The sequence below is a fragment of the Acinetobacter calcoaceticus genome (assembly GCF_900520355.1).
Classification (GTDB): domain Bacteria; phylum Pseudomonadota; class Gammaproteobacteria; order Pseudomonadales; family Moraxellaceae; genus Acinetobacter; species Acinetobacter calcoaceticus_C.
In genome coordinates, this window is record NZ_LS999521.1 from 3,419,030 (window position 1) to 3,436,888 (window position 17,859).

18 protein-coding genes are annotated in these 17,859 nt (G+C 39.7%); 16 read left to right on the forward strand and 2 right to left on the reverse strand.

Annotation, left to right across the window (positions count from 1 at the left end; genetic code table 11):
- Nucleotides 1-307 precede the first annotated feature (307 nt).
- From leuA to rdgB, 5 genes are all read left to right on the forward strand, one after another.
- On the forward strand, nt 308-2,005 hold the full coding sequence (gene leuA / locus AC2117_RS16365) for a 2-isopropylmalate synthase (RefSeq protein WP_042894762.1): 1,698 nt from the start codon (nt 308-310) through the stop codon (nt 2,003-2,005).
- A gap of 82 nt (nt 2,006-2,087) precedes the next feature.
- The gene (metX, locus tag AC2117_RS16370; protein WP_133975490.1) at nt 2,088-3,248 is read left to right on the forward strand and encodes a homoserine O-succinyltransferase MetX; all 1,161 of its coding nucleotides are present in this window, start codon (nt 2,088-2,090) and stop codon (nt 3,246-3,248) included.
- Nucleotides 3,248-3,841: a methionine biosynthesis protein MetW gene (gene metW / locus AC2117_RS16375; protein ID WP_042894757.1), complete on the forward strand. Its 594-nt coding sequence runs from the start codon at nt 3,248-3,250 to the stop codon at nt 3,839-3,841. The genes metX and metW overlap by 1 nt, the downstream gene beginning before the upstream one ends.
- The gene (locus tag AC2117_RS16380; RefSeq protein WP_042894755.1) at nt 3,838-4,425 is read left to right on the forward strand and encodes a tetratricopeptide repeat protein; all 588 of its coding nucleotides are present in this window, start codon (nt 3,838-3,840) and stop codon (nt 4,423-4,425) included. Before metW ends, AC2117_RS16380 begins: the two co-directional genes overlap by 4 nt.
- A gap of 173 nt (nt 4,426-4,598) precedes the next feature.
- Nucleotides 4,599-5,225, forward strand: a complete 627-nt coding sequence (gene rdgB, locus AC2117_RS16385) for an RdgB/HAM1 family non-canonical purine NTP pyrophosphatase (RefSeq protein WP_133975492.1) — start codon at nt 4,599-4,601, stop codon at nt 5,223-5,225.
- A gap of 192 nt (nt 5,226-5,417) precedes the next feature.
- Here the strand turns inward: rdgB and AC2117_RS16390 are convergent, their stop codons facing one another.
- Nucleotides 5,418-6,293 (reverse strand): AEC family transporter, encoded by an 876-nt coding sequence (locus AC2117_RS16390; RefSeq protein ID WP_133975494.1) that lies wholly within the window; start codon nt 6,291-6,293, stop codon nt 5,418-5,420.
- Nucleotides 6,294-6,546: 253 nt separating this feature from the next.
- On the opposite strand from AC2117_RS16390, the gene AC2117_RS16395 reads away from it, so the two are divergent.
- The 5 genes from AC2117_RS16395 to AC2117_RS16415 all read left to right on the forward strand — a co-directional run bounded on the left by AC2117_RS16395 (nt 6,547) and on the right by AC2117_RS16415 (nt 12,647).
- On the forward strand, nt 6,547-6,765 hold the full coding sequence (locus AC2117_RS16395) for a Sec-independent protein translocase subunit TatA (RefSeq protein ID WP_133975496.1): 219 nt from the start codon (nt 6,547-6,549) through the stop codon (nt 6,763-6,765).
- Between the two features lie 12 nt (nt 6,766-6,777).
- Nucleotides 6,778-7,215 (forward strand): Sec-independent protein translocase protein TatB, encoded by a 438-nt coding sequence (gene tatB, locus AC2117_RS16400; protein WP_133975498.1) that lies wholly within the window; start codon nt 6,778-6,780, stop codon nt 7,213-7,215.
- Nucleotides 7,212-7,982 (forward strand): twin-arginine translocase subunit TatC, encoded by a 771-nt coding sequence (gene tatC / locus AC2117_RS16405; RefSeq protein ID WP_003654824.1) that lies wholly within the window; start codon nt 7,212-7,214, stop codon nt 7,980-7,982. The genes tatB and tatC overlap by 4 nt, the downstream gene beginning before the upstream one ends.
- A 173-nt stretch (nt 7,983-8,155) precedes the next feature.
- Nucleotides 8,156-10,108, forward strand: coding sequence for a PhoX family protein (locus tag AC2117_RS16410; protein WP_133975499.1), 1,953 nt, complete (start codon nt 8,156-8,158; stop codon nt 10,106-10,108).
- Nucleotides 10,109-10,313: 205 nt separating this feature from the next.
- Complete coding sequence (locus tag AC2117_RS16415) at nt 10,314-12,647, forward strand: PhoX family protein (RefSeq protein ID WP_133975501.1); 2,334 nt, start codon at nt 10,314-10,316, stop codon at nt 12,645-12,647.
- A gap of 52 nt (nt 12,648-12,699) precedes the next feature.
- Here the strand turns inward: AC2117_RS16415 and AC2117_RS16420 are convergent, their stop codons facing one another.
- On the reverse strand, nt 12,700-13,479 hold the full coding sequence (locus tag AC2117_RS16420) for an NRDE family protein (protein WP_227549259.1): 780 nt from the start codon (nt 13,477-13,479) through the stop codon (nt 12,700-12,702).
- A 93-nt stretch (nt 13,480-13,572) separates the two neighbouring features.
- Between AC2117_RS16420 and lgt the strand changes: the two genes are divergently transcribed.
- From lgt to AC2117_RS16450, 6 genes are all read left to right on the forward strand, one after another.
- Nucleotides 13,573-14,391, forward strand: coding sequence for a prolipoprotein diacylglyceryl transferase (gene lgt / locus AC2117_RS16425; protein ID WP_133975503.1), 819 nt, complete (start codon nt 13,573-13,575; stop codon nt 14,389-14,391).
- Between the two features lie 75 nt (nt 14,392-14,466).
- Nucleotides 14,467-14,832: a hypothetical protein gene (locus AC2117_RS16430; RefSeq protein ID WP_042894734.1), complete on the forward strand. Its 366-nt coding sequence runs from the start codon at nt 14,467-14,469 to the stop codon at nt 14,830-14,832.
- A gap of 5 nt (nt 14,833-14,837) precedes the next feature.
- A complete protein-coding gene (locus tag AC2117_RS16435; RefSeq protein WP_042894733.1) occupies nt 14,838-15,203 on the forward strand; it encodes a hypothetical protein in 366 nt (121 codons plus the stop codon).
- A gap of 164 nt (nt 15,204-15,367) precedes the next feature.
- On the forward strand, nt 15,368-16,210 hold the full coding sequence (gene thyA / locus AC2117_RS16440; RefSeq protein WP_003654809.1) for a thymidylate synthase: 843 nt from the start codon (nt 15,368-15,370) through the stop codon (nt 16,208-16,210).
- A gap of 45 nt (nt 16,211-16,255) precedes the next feature.
- The gene (locus AC2117_RS16445) at nt 16,256-16,765 is read left to right on the forward strand and encodes a dihydrofolate reductase (protein WP_133975505.1); all 510 of its coding nucleotides are present in this window, start codon (nt 16,256-16,258) and stop codon (nt 16,763-16,765) included.
- 14 nt (nt 16,766-16,779) lie between these two features.
- Nucleotides 16,780-17,835 carry a DUF4105 domain-containing protein gene (locus AC2117_RS16450; RefSeq protein ID WP_133975507.1) on the forward strand — a complete coding sequence of 352 codons (1,056 nt, stop codon included), beginning with the start codon at nt 16,780-16,782 and terminating at the stop codon, nt 17,833-17,835.
- Nucleotides 17,836-17,859: the final 24 nt, after the last annotated feature.

The following is a 17,859-nucleotide window of genomic DNA, read 5'->3' on the forward strand; positions in this document are numbered from 1 at the left end:
GCACAAGGTGTAATCATTGTTTAGATGTGATATATCTAAATGATAAACATACCAGCAAACCACCAAACTTATTATTTCATGGTCTAGAGATGAAAACGAATTACTTGTTTGCCCCGCCTCTTCAAGCAAGACATCATTTGCAACTCCTGATGCTGCGCCCAGCGCGCGTATAAATATTGTCTGCTTTTTAAAGCAGCACTTCGAAATTAGCTTTAATTTTTCTGAATTAGATACCATATATAACTGTAGAGACGTTGCCTTTTAAATTTATCCAGAGCAACCGCGCTACGAGACAAGGAGTTTTCTCATGATGTTGGCTGACCCAAGCAAAAAATACCGCCGTATGTACCAACGAGTGGATTTACCAGATCGCCAATGGCCGAATAACGAAATTACAAAAGCGCCAATCTGGATGAGTACCGATTTACGTGACGGTAACCAAGCAATTTTTGAACCAATGGACATGGAACAAAAATTCAAAATGTTCAAAATGCTTGTGAAAATCGGTTTTAAACATATTGAAATCGGCTTCCCTTCTGCATCTCAAATTGACTTCGATTTCACACGCATGTTGATCGAAGAAAATCATATTCCTGATGACGTATATATTGAAGTTTTGGTTCAAGCGCGTGACCATTTAATTGAACGTACCTTTGAATCTTTGGCAGGCGCTAAACGTGCAATTGTGCATATTTATAACTCTAATTCTCCTACCTTCCGTCAAAAGGTATTGAATGTAGATGCTAATGGCGCAAAACAATTAGCAATTAATGCTGCTCAAAAAGTTAAAGAGTATGCTGCGCAATATCCTCAAACTGACTGGATTTTCCAGTACAGCCCAGAGTGTTTCTCTGCAACAGAATTAGAAGTCGCTAAAGATGTCTGTGATGCCGTCACAGAAATTTGGGAAGCATCTCCAACCAATAAAGTTATTTTAAACTTACCAGCGACTGTAGAAGTTTCTACGCCAAATGTTTATGCAGACCAAATTGAATGGATGCACCGTAATTTAGCACGTCGTGATGGCGTGATCATTTCTGTTCACTGCCACAATGACCGTGGCTGTGGTATTGCAGCATCAGAACTTGCCATTATGGCGGGTGCTGACCGCGTTGAGGGCTGTGTGTTTGGTAATGGTGAACGTACTGGTAATGTTGACGTTGCTGCAATTGCTTTGAACATGTACACCCAAGGTGTAGCACCTGAGTTAGATTTCTCTAACATTAATGAAGTGATTGCAACGGTTGAAGAATGTACTGGTTTACCTGTACACCCTCGCCATCCATATGCAGGTGACTTAGTATTTACCGCATTCTCGGGTTCACATCAGGATGCGATCAAAAAAGGTTTCGAATTCCAGAAAAACGAAGAAATTTGGGATATGCCTTACTTACCAATCGACCCGAAAGATTTGGGTCGTGACTACGATGCAGTTATTCGCGTAAATAGTCAGTCTGGTAAAGGCGGTATCGCTTATTTATTGGAAGCAAATTACAACGTGGTGTTGCCTCGCCGTTTACAAATCGAATTCAGTCAGGTTGTTCAACAATATGCTGATGACAACGGTACAGAAATTAATGCCAAAGAAATTTGGACTTTATTTAAAGACACCTATGTCGATGTGAAAAACCATCATTACACAGTCAAAAACTACAGATTATCTGACATTAACGGTACTCAAATCATCGAACTTGATGTTGAAGTCGAAGGTGAAATACAACAACTTCGTGGTGAAGGTAACGGCCCGATCTCTGCATTCTTGAATGCGCTTCAATTACCAATTGACGTGTTGAACTATGAAGAACGTAGTATTAGTTCAGGGGCAAATGCAAAAGCATTAACCTTGATTGAGCTTCAAGTGAAAGGTACGGGTAAAGGCTCATTTGGTGCGGGTGTTCATGACAATACAGTCACCTCATCAATTGAAGCAATTATTGCATGTACCAACCGTTTGATTGATCAAGGGGTTTTAAGCACAGACCAGGTTGTTGCCGCTGCTGTTTAATTAAAAAAACTCTTTTGAAAGGATACCTAGCTTGGTATCCTTTCTTTTTATTCCTGAAAGATTTAAAAGGCGAAATGTTCCCGTGTCTTTTCCAGCTGATTCAGTGGGGTTAGTCACTCCGCAAAAGTTCCAATTTGAAGAACCATTACATCTTGAGTGTGACCGTGTTTTGCCACGTTTTGAATTAATGGTCGAAACTTACGGCACTTTAAATGCAGATAAATCAAATGCCATTTTAATCTGTCATGCTCTTTCCGGACATCATCATGCAGCGGGTTATCACCATGAAGATGATAAAAAAGCTGGATGGTGGGATAGCTGTATTGGCCCGGGTAAGGCAATCGATACCAATAAGTTTTTTGTAGTTTCAATCAATAACATTGGTGGATGTAACGGCTCAACTGGTCCAACGTCGCCAAATCCTGAAAATGATAATCGCCCTTACGGACCAGATTTCCCATTAGTTACAGTACGTGACTGGGTAAAAACTCAGGCCATGCTTTCTGACCGTTTGGGTGTAAATATTTGGTACGCTGTTGTTGGTGGTTCTTTAGGGGGCATGCAGGCACTTCAATGGTCGGTAGATTACCCTGACCGCTTAAAAAAATGCGTCATTATTGCTAGCGCGCCAAAGCTTTCAGCACAGAATATTGCCTTTAACGAAGTTGCACGCCAATCTATTTTATCTGATCCTGAATTTCATCATGGACGTTATCTAGAAAATGATAGCTATCCACGTCGTGGTCTGATTTTGGCCCGCATGGTAGGCCATATTACCTATCTTTCTGAAGAAGCCATGAAGCAAAAATTTGGTCGCGATTTAAAGTCCGGCAAATTTATGTATGGCTTTGATGTCGAATTTCAGGTTGAAAGTTATCTGCGTTATCAAGGTGAACAATTTAGCCGTAACTTTGATGCCAATACTTATCTCATCATGACCAAAGCTTTAGATTATTTTGACCCATCACGTGAGTATGGTCATTCGTTAACTGAAGCAATGGGTAAAACTAAATGCCAATTCCTGATTGTCTCGTTCACAACAGACTGGCGTTTTGCACCAAGTCGCTCTCAAGAGATTGTTGATGCGCTTATTACCAATCATAAACCTGTAAGTTATCTCGATATTGATGCTGAACAGGGCCATGACTCGTTCTTATTCCCGATTCCACTGTATGTCAAAACCATGCGCGCTTTCTTAGGCGGTGAAGAACACTTAAAATCGACATCACTGGAGGCAAGCTAATGCGTATTGATCAACAACTAGCAGAAAAGTGGATTAAACCGGGCTCAAGCGTACTCGATTTGGGATGTGGTGACGGTGAATTACTTGCTCATATGAGCCAAAAACATCAAATTCGTGCTTATGGTTTAGAAATTGATCAAGAAAAGATTGCAATTGCCGTCAGTCGCGGGTTAAATATTATTCAACAAGATTTGAATCTCGGTTTAAGCCGCTTTGCTGACCAGTCTTTTGACTATGTGGTCATGGCACAAGCTTTGCAAGCCGTAGATGCACCGGATGTTTTATTAAGAGACATGGTGCGTGTGGGTAAACAGGCAATTATTACTTTTCCGAACTTTGCACATTGGAAGACTCGCTCTTTTCTTGCATTAAAAGGTATGATGCCTGTATCGGATGCTCTACCATATATGTGGTATAACACCCCCAATATTCATTTATGTACATTTAAAGATTTCGAAGCACTGTGTGTGGAAAATCAGATACAAATTATTAATCGACTCGCCGTCAATGGAAACCAGCAGGGAAGCCTGTTAAGCAAACATATTCCTAATTTGTTTGGTGAAGTCGCTATTTATCGAGTGAGTGCACTATGAAAAAGACATTATTTAGCACACTATTTGCAGGACTGCTAAGTATGCAGGCTCATGCAGATTATATCGCCCAGCCACAATCGGTTGCGAGTCAGGCTGCACGTTTTTCAACAATGGGGGTTAATGACCTTCAGAAAGCTGCAAAAGCAGGCCAAGCAGGCGCACAATTTTATCTTGGTACACACTACCAATATGGTAAAGATGTAGCAAAAGATGAAAAACAGGCTTTTGCATGGTTTAAAGCAGCAGCTGATCAAGGTTTATCGCCAGCACAATTAAACGTAGGCCGTATGTACGCCGACGGTATTGGTATTAAGAAAGATGAGTCAATGGCTCGTAAATACTTTGAAAAAGCAGCAAGCAATGGTGATAACCGTGCAAGCTATAACCTTGCGATGATGGAAGAGCAAAAGAAAAACTACGTAGGTGCTTACCAGTGGTATGAGCTTTCAACTCGTGACGGCATGCTCGACAATAAAGTAATTAGCTTATCTGAAGGTAAGAAAACTGCTCTTGCGGCGAACTTGACTCAAGAACAAATTCGTACAGCACGTGACCGTGCAGATAAATGGATTCAAGCACAATAATAACGGTTCATCCGTAAAAAACCTTACTCGACTAAAACCACCTTGTATGCTCTACAAGATGGTTTTAGTTTAGATCATCCCATTTATATTCTATCTATTTCCCTCTATATCCCCTCTTAAAAAACACGTAACATAACTCACGTTCGATATTCGCTATAAAGTTTGGTTTTATTATGTCTACCCCACATTGGTTTGATCAGGGCAGTTTAGTTCTTGCCAGCAATAACAAAGGTAAAGTCGCAGAGTTTGAAAAACTTTTTGAACAGCTTAAGTTACCTGTAGAAATTATTCCTCAAGGTCGCCTTAATATTCCTGATGCAATTGAAGATGGTTTAAGCTTTATTGAAAATGCCATTATTAAAGCTCGTCATGCCTCTAAAATTTCAGGCAAACCAGCTATGGCTGATGACTCAGGCATTTGCATTCCTGTCTTAGGCGGTGCGCCTGGTATTTACTCAGCACGCTATGCTGGAGAACACGGTGATGATGCAGCAAATAATGCAAAATTATTAAATGATCTTTTACCGTATCGTAAAAATGGTGAAGTGATTGAAGGTATGTTTGTGTGTGTTTTAGCCTTGGTTACACATGCTGAAGATCCTTTACCACAAATTTTCCAAGGCATTTGGCACGGCGAAATTTTAGAAGCTGCACGTGGTGAAAATGGCTTTGGTTATGACCCACTTTTCTGGTTGCCTGAGCTACAAGTTTCTAGCGCTGAACTGTCTAAAGAAGACAAAAATAAGATTAGCCATCGTGGACAAGCGATGCAGTTATTTAGAGAAAGTTTGCAGAAGTAAATTTTTCATACTGCAACAATATACAACGTTACAACCTATTCAACTTTGTATAGGCAAACCTTACTTTTCAAAGATGAAAAGTAAGCAAAAATCTTTTGTTAGACTGATGGTACTTCCTTGTACCACAGTCTAACGGGCGGCAACCATGCCACCTTCGCACAAGCAAGTGTAGGGTTAGAATTAAATAATTAATTAGACGAACATGTGTAAAAACACTGCATAAATCGCAATACACACACAACTCACAATCGTCCCTGAAGCAATATAAGCCGCAGATCTTCCTGTTCCTTGGTAATGGGTTTCTAGCGCTACAATATTGGCCGCTGGTGGCAAACAGAACATTAAAAACATCACACCAATTTGCTGGCTCATATTTGGAATAGGTAAAAACCTATAAGTAAGCCCGCAAAGAATAATCCCACATACCACCTTAAAAGCTTGAGCTTTCGTACTGTAGATTAAGTCTTTTACATAAACTCGAGTACGGCGCAGCCACATTCCCAATACACACATCCCAGCAAAAGTCATTGCGAACTTGGCAACTTCATAGACCCAGTGTATGGCAGGATGTTCAATATGTTGAGCACCTAAAAGCCTGAGCACAAGCGCAACGAATATTGAAATACATGGTGGAGATGACAGAACTTTTTTTAATATATTTAATTTACTTTGCGGTGCAGTTGTTACGGCAGTCACAGCCCAGGCATTACCAAACAATGACATCCCAATATATAACGCGACAATAGGTGCAGTCGCTTCAGGACCAAATAAAGCCATGGCAAAAGGAAAACCTAGCCAGCCCATGTTGGTATAGCTCACACAAAGCGCTAATAATCTGTCTTTAAATAAAGCTAAATAAGCAAAGAAAATAAGAAATGCTGAACCGAAGCTGAACAGCATTAAACTCAAACTACCCGCTTGATAAAATACCATGTTGTAAATAATAACAACTGGAATGAGTAGACGTGCAAGCCAAGCTGAAAGGATGGGTTTTATCGTTTCTGAAATAGACGTTTGGGCAAGTAGAAGACCTGTAATAAATGCCAGTATTGGGAGTAATAACGCCACGTTTTCTCCTTTCCCCCATCAAAACCAGCCTGTAATGCTACACCTTTTCAAAGCGAAATGTACTCTCCATTTCAAGTAATTTATGTTTCTTATTTCAATCTCTATATTTAATAAAAAATAAGGAAAAAAGCTTATAAAAATCTCTTTTTTATGTTTTTTCTCAAGCTCTTTGTCTTAAAAATGACATATAAATGTCACATTCCTGTCATGGCAACCTGTTGATATAAAGCGAACTGAAAAGAGGTATAAGATCATGGCTGGTTTATCTATTTGGCATGTTGTTATTTTTGCAATTGTCGTTATTTTATTATTCGGTACATCTAAATTAAAAAATATCGGTAAAGACGTTGGTGGTGCAGTAAAAGACTTTAAAAAATCAGTTCGTGAAGAAGACGAAGCTGCTGCTCTTAATACTCCACGTACAATTGATGCCCAAGTCAAAACGCCTGACAGCACATCAATAAAAAGCTAAAGGTTTTCAACCATGCTTGATGTAGGAATGACAGAGCTACTCTGTTTTGCAATTATTGCAATTTTAGTTTTAGGCCCAGATAAACTTCCGGAAGCTGCACGCTTTGCTGGTCGCTGGTATGTTCGCCTAAAACGTTATATTACAAATTTGCAAAATGATATTGATCAAGAGTTGCGTCTTTCTGAATTTCGAAAAGAAATGCAGGATGAACTCAACCGCATTGAAGCACTGGAACGGAAAGTACAACAACAACTTGAAGAAATACAAAAACAGAATATTTCCGAAACTGTAGATAAAACTGAGGCTTCTAAAATATTGCCAAAGCCTATTCGGATATGTCTGCCTATCTCGGGTCAATATAAAGTGCCGTACATTGGAAAGTTTATTCCTTTGGTATCAACACCTGAAATTTCAGAGAAATCTCCCGTTAACTTGAAGATCGCCGTATGAACCAACTGCCTTCAACCACTGTAAATTCTCAGGAAAATCTAGACCAAATGCCCATCATGAGCCATTTGGTTATTTTAAGGCGTCATTTATTTAGAATTGTTGGGGTAACATTATTTTTATTCTTTTGTTTATTACCCTTTCGAAATAATACATACCAACTATTATCTGAACCTTTAAGGCTGCAACTTCCGGCATCATCTTCAATGATCGCTACAGATGTGACTGCAACCTTTATGGCTCCATTTAAATTAAATTTATTTGTCGCGCTCGTGTTAGCAATGCCATTTATTCTTTATGAAATATGGTCTTTTGTTCGCCCTGCGTTATATCAAAAAGAACGACATTTAGCGATTCCGTTACTCATTGGCAGTATTGTTTTGTTCTATGCTGGAGTTGCTTTTGCATATTACATTACCCTTCCTGCTATTTTACATTTCTTTATTAGTGTATCGCCTGAAACCGTCGCACCTATGACAGATATTAATAGCTATTTAAGCTTTTGCTTAAAGCTATTTTTAGTTTTTGGTCTCACTTTTGAAATTCCAATTGCAACCCTACTACTCATTTTAATAGGTGTAGTAGACACAAAAAGTCTTGCTGAAAAAAGACGCTTTATTATTGTGGGATGTTTTTTTGTGGCAATGTTCATTACACCGCCAGATGCAATTTCAATGGTGATGTTAGCTATTCCAATGTGGCTGCTTTTTGAACTAGGCCTACTCTTCGGTAAAATTCTTGAGAAAAGAAAAACTCATTCTGCTGAATAAAATGAATATATAAAAGCCTGAATATTAAAGTTCAGGCTTTTTTCTTTTAGAGCACTTTTCAATCTACAAAGCCATAAACTGTCTTCAAAGTGACTTAAAAATGTAAGAAAAGTGTCATTTTCAGACCATAGAATCAACTCAACAAATATACCCACAAAATTTACGGATTTCTTATGACAACTGCTTCTACTCAACCAACACGTCGCGAAATTTTAAAATGGTTCTCGGGGATTCCTTTTCTGCCATTAGGGGCGATGGCTACGGCAGCAACGTTAGCAGGTTGTAATGATAGTGATGACAGTTCTGTAGTCACTCCAACACCGCAACCAAGCAAATTAAAAAATGCAAAATTTACGGCAATGTCAGCTCCAACAGCAGCAGCAGACCGTGCAACAACTTTAGTAAATTCTAAATTAAAAATTGATTGGGAAAACTCAACTAGTACTGAATACCAACTTGCTTATAAATCATTCTTTAAAACTGGTGATAGCGTACCAAAACTTGGTGGTGGAACAATTATCGCTGGTGGTTATTTTGATGTTAACGGCAATCCAATTATGGATAAGTCTGTTGCGGGTAAAGAGCGTCAGTTCTTTTCAGACTGTCCAGATGGTTCATCATTAATTCAGTTAGAAGGTGCGAAAGTTGATGGCGTAGCAAATCCTGTATTTCATGTTGTTCAATTTGAGTACAGCTCAAAAGACCAAGCTGGTGGAGATACTTATGGACAACTGCCATCACCAATTGCAATTTTGACTTTAGATCAAGACCAAAAAACTGGTCATTTAGAACTTAAAAAATACTTCAATATTGATACCGCTCCGGTCCACGGTCTATGGATTACTTGCGGTGCTAGCCTATCGCCTTGGAATACTCACTTATCAAGTGAAGAGTATGAACCTGATGCATTTAATCAAGGTATTGGTGGTACAGATCCAAAATATCTTGGTAAATACTTCTTTGGTGATGAAACTAAAGCAAACCCATATAACTACGGTCATTTGCCAGAAGTTACTGTCAATGCAGATGGTACAGGTAGCATCAAGAAGCATTACTGCTTAGGCCGTATTTCTCATGAACTTATTCATGTGATGCCAGACAACCGCACAGCACTTATGGGAGATGACTACACAAATGGTGGTTTCTTTATGTTCATTGCTGACAAAGAAAAAGACTTATCGGCAGGTACGCTGTACGTCGCTAAATACATTAATACTTTAACTGAAACTTCAACTGCAAGTATTCAATGGATCAAACTTGGTCATGCGACAAGTAAAGAAATTGAAGATTTAGTTGCGGGTGGAATTAAGTCAACTGACATTATGGAAAGTTTAACAACGAACCCAAATGATGCCAGCTATACTGAAATTACTTTGGCAAAGAAAACGCTTTGGGTCAAACTTAAGCCAGGTATGGAAAAAGCAGCAGCTTTCTTGGAAACACATCGTTATGCAGCACTAAAAGGTGCAAGTATGGCGTTCACCAAGATGGAAGGAACAAACGTGAATATTAAAGATAAAGTGGCCTACTCTGCTTTAGCTAATATTCAAGATTCAATGGTCGTGGGCGGTAAGGGTTATGTTGCAGAACATAATGTAGGGTTCTCTAAAAAAATTACTGCTGGTGGGGTTCTTGCACATAAGTTAGGCAATAGCTTTACAGATAATCAAGGTAGCGCAATTAATAGTGAATGGGTCCCTCTTTACTCATATATGTTATTAATAGGCGAAGATCTTGCTGCGAAAGATAGCTTAGGTAATACAGCTCATCCAGACAAAATTGCCAGCCCAGACAATCTGAAGTTCTCTGAAACTTTACGTACATTATTCATTGGTGAAGACTCAGGCAATCATGTTAATAACTTCTTGTGGGCCTACAATGTAGATACCAAAGAGTTAATCCGATTACTTTCTACACCAGCTGGTGCTGAGTCAACTGGTTTGCATGCAGTAGATTCAATCAATGGTTGGACTTATATCATGAGTAACTTCCAGCACCCAGGCGATAGCAGCAGTGTCCCTGAAGACGTTAAGGCATTAATTAACCAAAATTATAACAATGGTTATAGCGCTAACGTGGGTTATATTACAGCAGACCCAATTGCACCATCGATCACAACAAAATAATTTTTAATATAATCTAAACATTAAAGCTGGCTAAAGCCAGCTTTAATGTTTTTTAGGTAAGCTCGCACTTTTTACAAAAATAAAATGAAAAGTTACTGAGTTTTTCATCAACTTATCATCAAAACGTCAACGTCACGTCACATTCACAAACTAAGCTCATGAGGACTTTTAGAACAATCTCTTTATATTTACTTAGGAATTTCCCATGACAGAGCTGACGCCATATCATGAAGACCAAGAACTGGATAACAATACTTCAGACAACATCCACTTCCGTGACATTTTAGAACAACATGTAAGCCGCCGTAGTTTAATCACCAAAGCAGCAAGCGGTGCTGTAGCATTAACTTTAGCTTCTACATTAACTGGCTGTAATGATAGCGATGATGACTCTGGCTCTAATAATGGTGGAACCACACCTGTAGACCCAAATAAAAGACCAGAAAAACTAACTTTTACAGCAGTTGCAAAAAACCACAACGATATTGTGACTGTACCTGAAGGTTATGAAGCGAATGTCATTTATGCTTTAGGGGACTCAATCAACCCAACCTTTGGAGAGTGGAATGATAATAATATCCCATCGGGTCCAAGTTTCCAGTTCCGCTCTGGCGACTGCCATGACGGTATGCATTTCTTTGGTTTAAATACTTCGAAAAATAACTTCGATGAAAGTGTTTCAGCTGAAGGTTTGTTAGTCATGAATCACGAATATATTAATCAGACTTTCCTTCATCCAAAAGGCGCAACAAAAGTTAATGGACGCCGCCCTGAAGATGAAGTAATTCGTGAAACCAATGCACACGGCGTATCTGTCGTTCACATTAAAAAAGATGCTGCAACTCAAAAAGTAGTAATTGATAAAAGTTCTGTTTTTAACCGCCGTATTACAGCATCAACAGAAATGGATTTTGCAGGTGCAGCAGCTGGTTCTGGCTTGCTTGCAACTCGCTTCTCGCCTGCTGGCCGTCAAACTCGCGGCACACATAATAACTGTGGTAATGGTCATACTCCTTGGGGCACGTATTTAACTACCGAAGAAAACTTTATTGGTTATTTCCAACGTTCAGGTAGCGATGAATATGCACGTACAGATGCAGAAAAAATTGCATTAAAACGTTACGGTTTAAGCGTTAAAAAAGATGAACCTTATCTTTACGAGAAAGATGAAAAAGGTGCCCCTAAAAAAGATAAAGATGGCAAGGTTATTTATTTAAAAGATAAAAATGGTGAGTTAATCCCTAACGTTGATGAACAAGGGCGACAAATTTATTTAGGCGCAAGTTCACGTTACGGTTGGGAAACGGTGATTGGTCAAGTAGAGTCACAAGATTTATATGACCGCTGGAATGCAGATGTAAAAGCTGCACAGGCAACACAAGACTACCGCAATGGACCGAATACATTCGGTTGGATGGTCGAGATTGATCCATTTGATAACCGCCAAAATCCTGTTAAACGTACTTCTTTAGGCCGTTTTGCACATGAAGATAGTGCTTGTCGCTCGGTCGTGGGGCAACCATTAGCATTTTATATGGGTGATGACTCTCGTGGTGAATACATCTATAAATTTGTCTCTACCGCAGTATGGGATGCTAAAGATGTAAACGGCGGCTATACGGCCGGCGATAAATATATGAATGCAGGCAAATTGTATGTTGCCAAGTTTAATAACGACGGTTCAGGCCAATGGATTGAGCTTGCTTATGGCAAAAATGGCCTAAATGAAAGCAACACCACTTACCCATTCAAATCTCAAGCGGACGTTGTCACATTTGCACGTTTGGCTGGCGACTCAGTCGGTGCTACCAAAATGGACCGTCCAGAATGGTGTACAGTCAACCCAGTGAATGGCGAAATTTATGTAACACTCACCAACAACTCAAATCGTGGTAAAGATTACGCAACTGATGCAGCTAACCCACGTAACTACACAGATTTATATAACGGCACCAAAGAGCAAAAAGGTAATGTGAACGGTCATATTATCCGTTTTAAAGAAACCAATGATAAAACCACTGCTGAAACGTTCAAGTGGGATATCTACTTGTTCGGTGCAGAAGCATCTATGGCTTCAAACATTAACTTATCTGGTTTAACTGATAATAACGACTTATCTTCACCAGATGGCATGTGGTTTGACCCACGTGGTGTGCTTTGGATTCAAACAGACGATGGTGCCTACACCGATGTTACCAACTGTATGATGCTTGCGGCACTACCAGGCCAAATTGGCGATGGTGCTGCTGCAACTACTTCAAATGGCCAACAAACGCTAGTCGGCGCTAAAGTTACTGACTCAACATTACGCCGTTTCTTGGTTGGACCAAAGCAGTGTGAAATTACAGGCATCGCCATGACACCTGATCACAAAGCAATCTTTATTAATGTTCAGCATCCAGGTGAAGATTCTGCTAGCTATGCAACGCCAGAGAGTAGTTGGCCTGCAACCCAAAAAGACCCAAGCAATAAAACGGCTCGTCCGCGTTCAGCAACTGTTGTAATCACCCGTAAAGATGGCGGCGTAATTGCTGGATAATTGTTATATTCATTAAGAATAAATGCCGGTCAATTGATCGGCATTTTTATTTCTATCTATTTAAAGGAATCTGCTGCTGCACAATTTGACCGCTGTGTTCACCTTGTTGAGTCTTTTCCAACCAAAGCCATTCATTATTGGTCATTCTTAGAAAGTTCGAACAGCGTGTTCCATACACGGGACTTTGAATAAAGGTCGAAGATAATAACTCTTCCATTTCTGGCTGAATGCCCGTGTTCGGTAATAATGCCGTTGTGACTTTACGCTCATCCTCTAAAATATCCCACGCAACGTCTTGTAAAACCAACTCTTCTGTTTCATGTTGAATCATGGGTAAAAACTCTTGCGTAAACCGTGTTCGCAAATGTCTGGTTTTTTCCCAATGTTCAGACATCAGTCCATTCGAGACGACATAGACGCCATTGGCTAAAACTTGCGGTGCCTCACCTCGGTTACTCATATAGACAGCTTGATCAGCGTTTCCCATAAATAAGTTAAAGCCAGCAAAATTTTGTTGTTGCTGCTCTAATTGCTGTGCAAAACGAATAGGTAATAAATCAGACTCTAAAAAAGCCTGAACTAAATGCCCCCGAGAAGTCTCATAAGTTTTTTGGTCTCGCCCATCACGGAAATTGGTCAAAACAGCCCATCGGCCTTGAGATGTTACCCCCATCCAAGTACCACCGGACTGTAAGTCCTGCCCTGCAACAATTGGTGTGTTTTCCCAAGCATGCAACAACGCCGTTGGTCGATGATAGAACTCATCTCGATTTGACATAAGACACAAGGGCATATTATCCAGAACATGCCATGCTAAAGCCACAATACACATCTTTTCTTGTTCCCTATCTTTACACATTGAATGTACAACATTTTTCACATCATTCCGCTACAATCTGTCAAAACGTAAGATCAAGGAGCAGCAATGCTGACCTATCCTAATATCGATCCGGTCGCAATACATCTAGGACCTCTTCAAGTCCATTGGTATGGACTCATGTATTTATTGGCATTTTTATGTGCTTGGGGGCTTGCATCCTACCGTGCCAAACAACGTGATGGCTGGACATCAGAAATGGTTTCCGACCTAATATTCTATGGTGCCCTAGGTGTTGTTCTGGGCGGTCGTGTCGGCTATGTCTTTTTCTATGAGTTTGATAAATTCCTCGAAAACCCAATCTGGCTATTTCAAGTCTGGACAGGTGGCATGAGTTTTCACGGTGGCTTTTTAGGCGTCATGATTGCAATGTTATTTTGGTGTAAAAAATACCAAAAAACATGGTTCCAGACACTCGATTTTATTGCTCCATGTGTACCAACAGGTTTAATGTTTGGACGCTTCGGTAACTTTATTGGTGGCGAGTTATATGGTCGTGCGGTAACAAACCCGAATTACCCATTCGGTATGATCTTCCCAACCGATCCTCTACAGCTGGTTCGCCATCCATCACAAATCTATCAAGCCATTTGTGAAGGTTTAATCCTATTTATTGCCTTGTGGTGGTTTAGTTCAAAACCACGTCCACGTATGGCCGTCTCTGCTCTATTCTTAATGGGCTATGGGGTTGCCCGTTTTGTGATGGAGTTTTTCCGTCAGCCCGATGCAGACCAAGGCTTTATTCTGTTTGGCTGGATGACGAAAGGTCAGATCCTAACCGTTCCAATGTTGCTCATTGGTCTTTGGATGATGTGGTACGCCTACCAAAAGAAAATTTACGACTGGGGTCCACAAAAAAATAGTTAACATGATAAATCAGAGGAGTTTCGACTCCTCTTTTTTATGCTACAGTTTTTATTCTCCCAAAGATGAAGATATACCATGCTGGAATTCTGGTTTAACACTCAAGTCCCGACATTTAAAAAATTAGTGATTTTAATTATTACTTTGGCCATTTGTATTGCGCTCTATCAATACCAGCCTTTGCCTTTAGATACGATTTTAATGTTCACCGGAACTGGGGTTATTTTTTTAATTTGTCGCTATTTCAAATTACATTTTGCTCAAAAAAATCCGACTGGTTTACTTTACCGCCTGCTAACTTGGGTGCCTATTGCACTGTTATTTGCCCTTATTTTTGTGAAAGCTATGCCTAATTTACTCATCTGGGGCATACAAGGAATTGCTTTTATGGCGCTGGCTGTTTTTATTTTTTCACCTCAATCGCTTTTTAATAAACAGGTTTAGTTTTCATGTTGGCTTATTGGTACAACGCTCCACGCCATATCAAACTCATCTGTATTGTTGCCGTTTGTGTGGCAGTTTATTTAGCTAATCAAGTTCAGCCGTTGCCCCCTGTTTATACCGTGCTGAGTCTCGTGTTCGGATTAGGTCTGCATTTTGGGCAATATCTACAAACAAAAATTCCAGATGGCAACTCATACAAATCTAGCTTCCAGTTTTTGCTGAGAATTTACCCTATTTTCATCGTTATTATTTTGATGTACCTGCTTCCTGCTCAGCATAAATGGATTCTTGTGCTACAAGCTTTAGGCTTTGTACTGGTTGGCTTTTTTCTTGTTTCGATTTACCAAAATCGTGCTAAACGATTTGACTAATTATGTTCATCGGAAGGCCATAGAACCATTTTTAGATTTTCATCTTGAGCTACAACAGGTATCATCTTCTGTGGTTCATGATGAAGCAGCTCTATTGCGTAATTATTTATCGTTGAGCTATCTCCCCCTTTATTTTATGGAATTAATCCGAACTCGAGAGTGTTATGCGTGCATATTTAGACCTTCTACAACATATCCTTGATAATGGCGGTGACAAAGGCGACCGTACAGGCACAGGAACCCGTTCTGTATTTGGTCATCAAATGCGTTTTGATCTCTCTAAAGGTTTTCCTTTACTCACCACAAAAAAAGTTCATTTCCGTTCTATTGTGATTGAGTTACTTTGGTTTTTAAAAGGCGATACCAACGTCCAATATCTAAAAGACAATAAAGTATCGATTTGGGACGAATGGGCAACAGCAGAACAAACTGCCCGTTTTGGCCGTCCAGAGCATGAACTTGGACCTGTCTATGGTCATCAATGGCGTAATTTCGGCGCAACTAAAAATGCTGATGGCACTTATAACCAAGATGGTTTTGACCAAATTAAATGGTTAATTAATGAAATCAAAACCAATCCGAATTCACGTCGTTTAATTATTTCTGGTTGGAACCCGAACGAAGCTGGACAAGTAGCCTTACCGCCTTGTCATACGCTTTTTCAATTTTTCGTACAAGATAACAAGTTGTCATGCCAGCTTTATCAACGTAGTGCAGACGTGTTTTTAGGGGTTCCTTTTAATATTGCCAGTTATGCTCTACTCACTCATATGATTGCTCAAGTGTGCGGCTTAGGAGTCGGTGACTTTGTTTGGACAGGCGGTGATACGCATCTTTATGTCAATCATTTTGAACAAGCACAACTTCAATTGACACGTGAACCTTTACCACTATGCCAATTGAAACTGAATCCAGAAGTAAAAGACTTATTTGATTTCAAATTTGAAGATGTTGAAATTGTAGGTTATGAGTCACACCCTGCAATTAAAGCACCCGTTGCAGTATAACGAAGGCTCAATTTTTATTAGATTTACGGTTTAGAGAATAAGATTATGGCATGGCAAAATGTAGAAGTTGTTCACGTTGTGGCAATGGACAAAAACCACTGTATTGGTAAAGGCAATGCGTTGCCATGGCATATTTCTGCCGACTTAAAGCATTTTAAAGAAATCACACAAGGTGGTGTGGTCGTGATGGGCCGTAAAACGCTTGAGTCGATGGGTCGAGCTCTACCGAACCGTGTGAACTGGGTGATTACCCGTGACATTAACTGGCAATTTGACGGTGTTAAAGTTGCCCATTCAATTGAAGATGCTTTAAACGCAGCATTAGAAGATGTAAAAAATACCGAGAAGCAGGCGCTTTTCGTTATTGGTGGCGGTGAAATATTTACGCAAACTTTGTCAATTGCAGACCGTCTTGAACTCACTCATGTTGACTTAGATGTGCAAGGTGATGCACATTATCCAACAATCCCGAGTGAATTTCATAAAACTGCGAGTGAACAGCAAATAGATGAAAAATCAGGAACTTCATTCGAATTTGCAACTTATAAAAAATAATTCTATGGACATCTATGCACAATATTGGATCGCGTGAATTTATTACTGCCCTACTTTTCGGGTTTTTACATAGTCTATTCACGCTGTTTATTGTGCTCTCTAGCATTTGGGTATGTGTAGCGCTCTGGGTTCAACACCCTTTTGGCTGGTTAGGTAGCCGCATACTCATTGGTATCTGGATCGCTTTTGCACTCAGTATGGCTGGCTTATATGTTGAAGGCCATATTATTAGCCGCCGTACTGATATCCTGATTTACCTTTTGGCATTTGCCTGTTCACTTGTTTGGTATTTTTCGATTACTGCACGTCAGGACCGCGACTGGAACCCTGAAGTTGCCAATATGCTGAGCTACGAAAAGCACGGCGATGTAGTTACTCTGCATAATGTGCGTAACTTCAACTGGCATCCTGATGGTACTTATGATGTGCGGTGGGAAACTCGAACTTTTGATCTTAACCAGTTGAATGGTATAAATATCATTGCTTCTTATTGGATGGGACCGCAAATTGCTCATACACTTGTGAGCTTTGAATTTAACAACCAACAACCTTTAGTGTTTTCAATCGAAATTCGTAAAGAAAAAAGCGAAGAGTTTTCGGCAATTGGTGGATTTTTTAGGAAATATGAACTTAGTCTAATTGCTTCTGATGAAAAAGATATTGTCTACACCCGCAGTAACATTCGCAAAGAGCAAGTTTATAATTTTCCAGTCAACATGCCACGTCGCGAGCAGAAGGCCTTATTTTTAGAATATCTAAAGAAATCGGATGAACTTCGTGCAGAACCGAAGTGGTACAACACCCTAACCAGTAATTGTACCACCTTAATTTTTGATATGGTTCAAGCGATTAACCCCTATCAACTTCCTAAAGATTATCGTCTAATCGCTTCAGGTTACTTACCTAATTATTTATATGATCTTAAAGCGCTTAATCAAAATATTAGTTTAAAACAGTGGTATGAAATTGCACATATCAATCCACGTACTGAAAATTTTGAGCGTCTTTCAGATCAAAGTAGTGAACATTTCTCTCAAATCGTTCGCCAAGGTTTACCAAAACCGAAATAAGTAAGGCACTTTTCTTTACTTTTT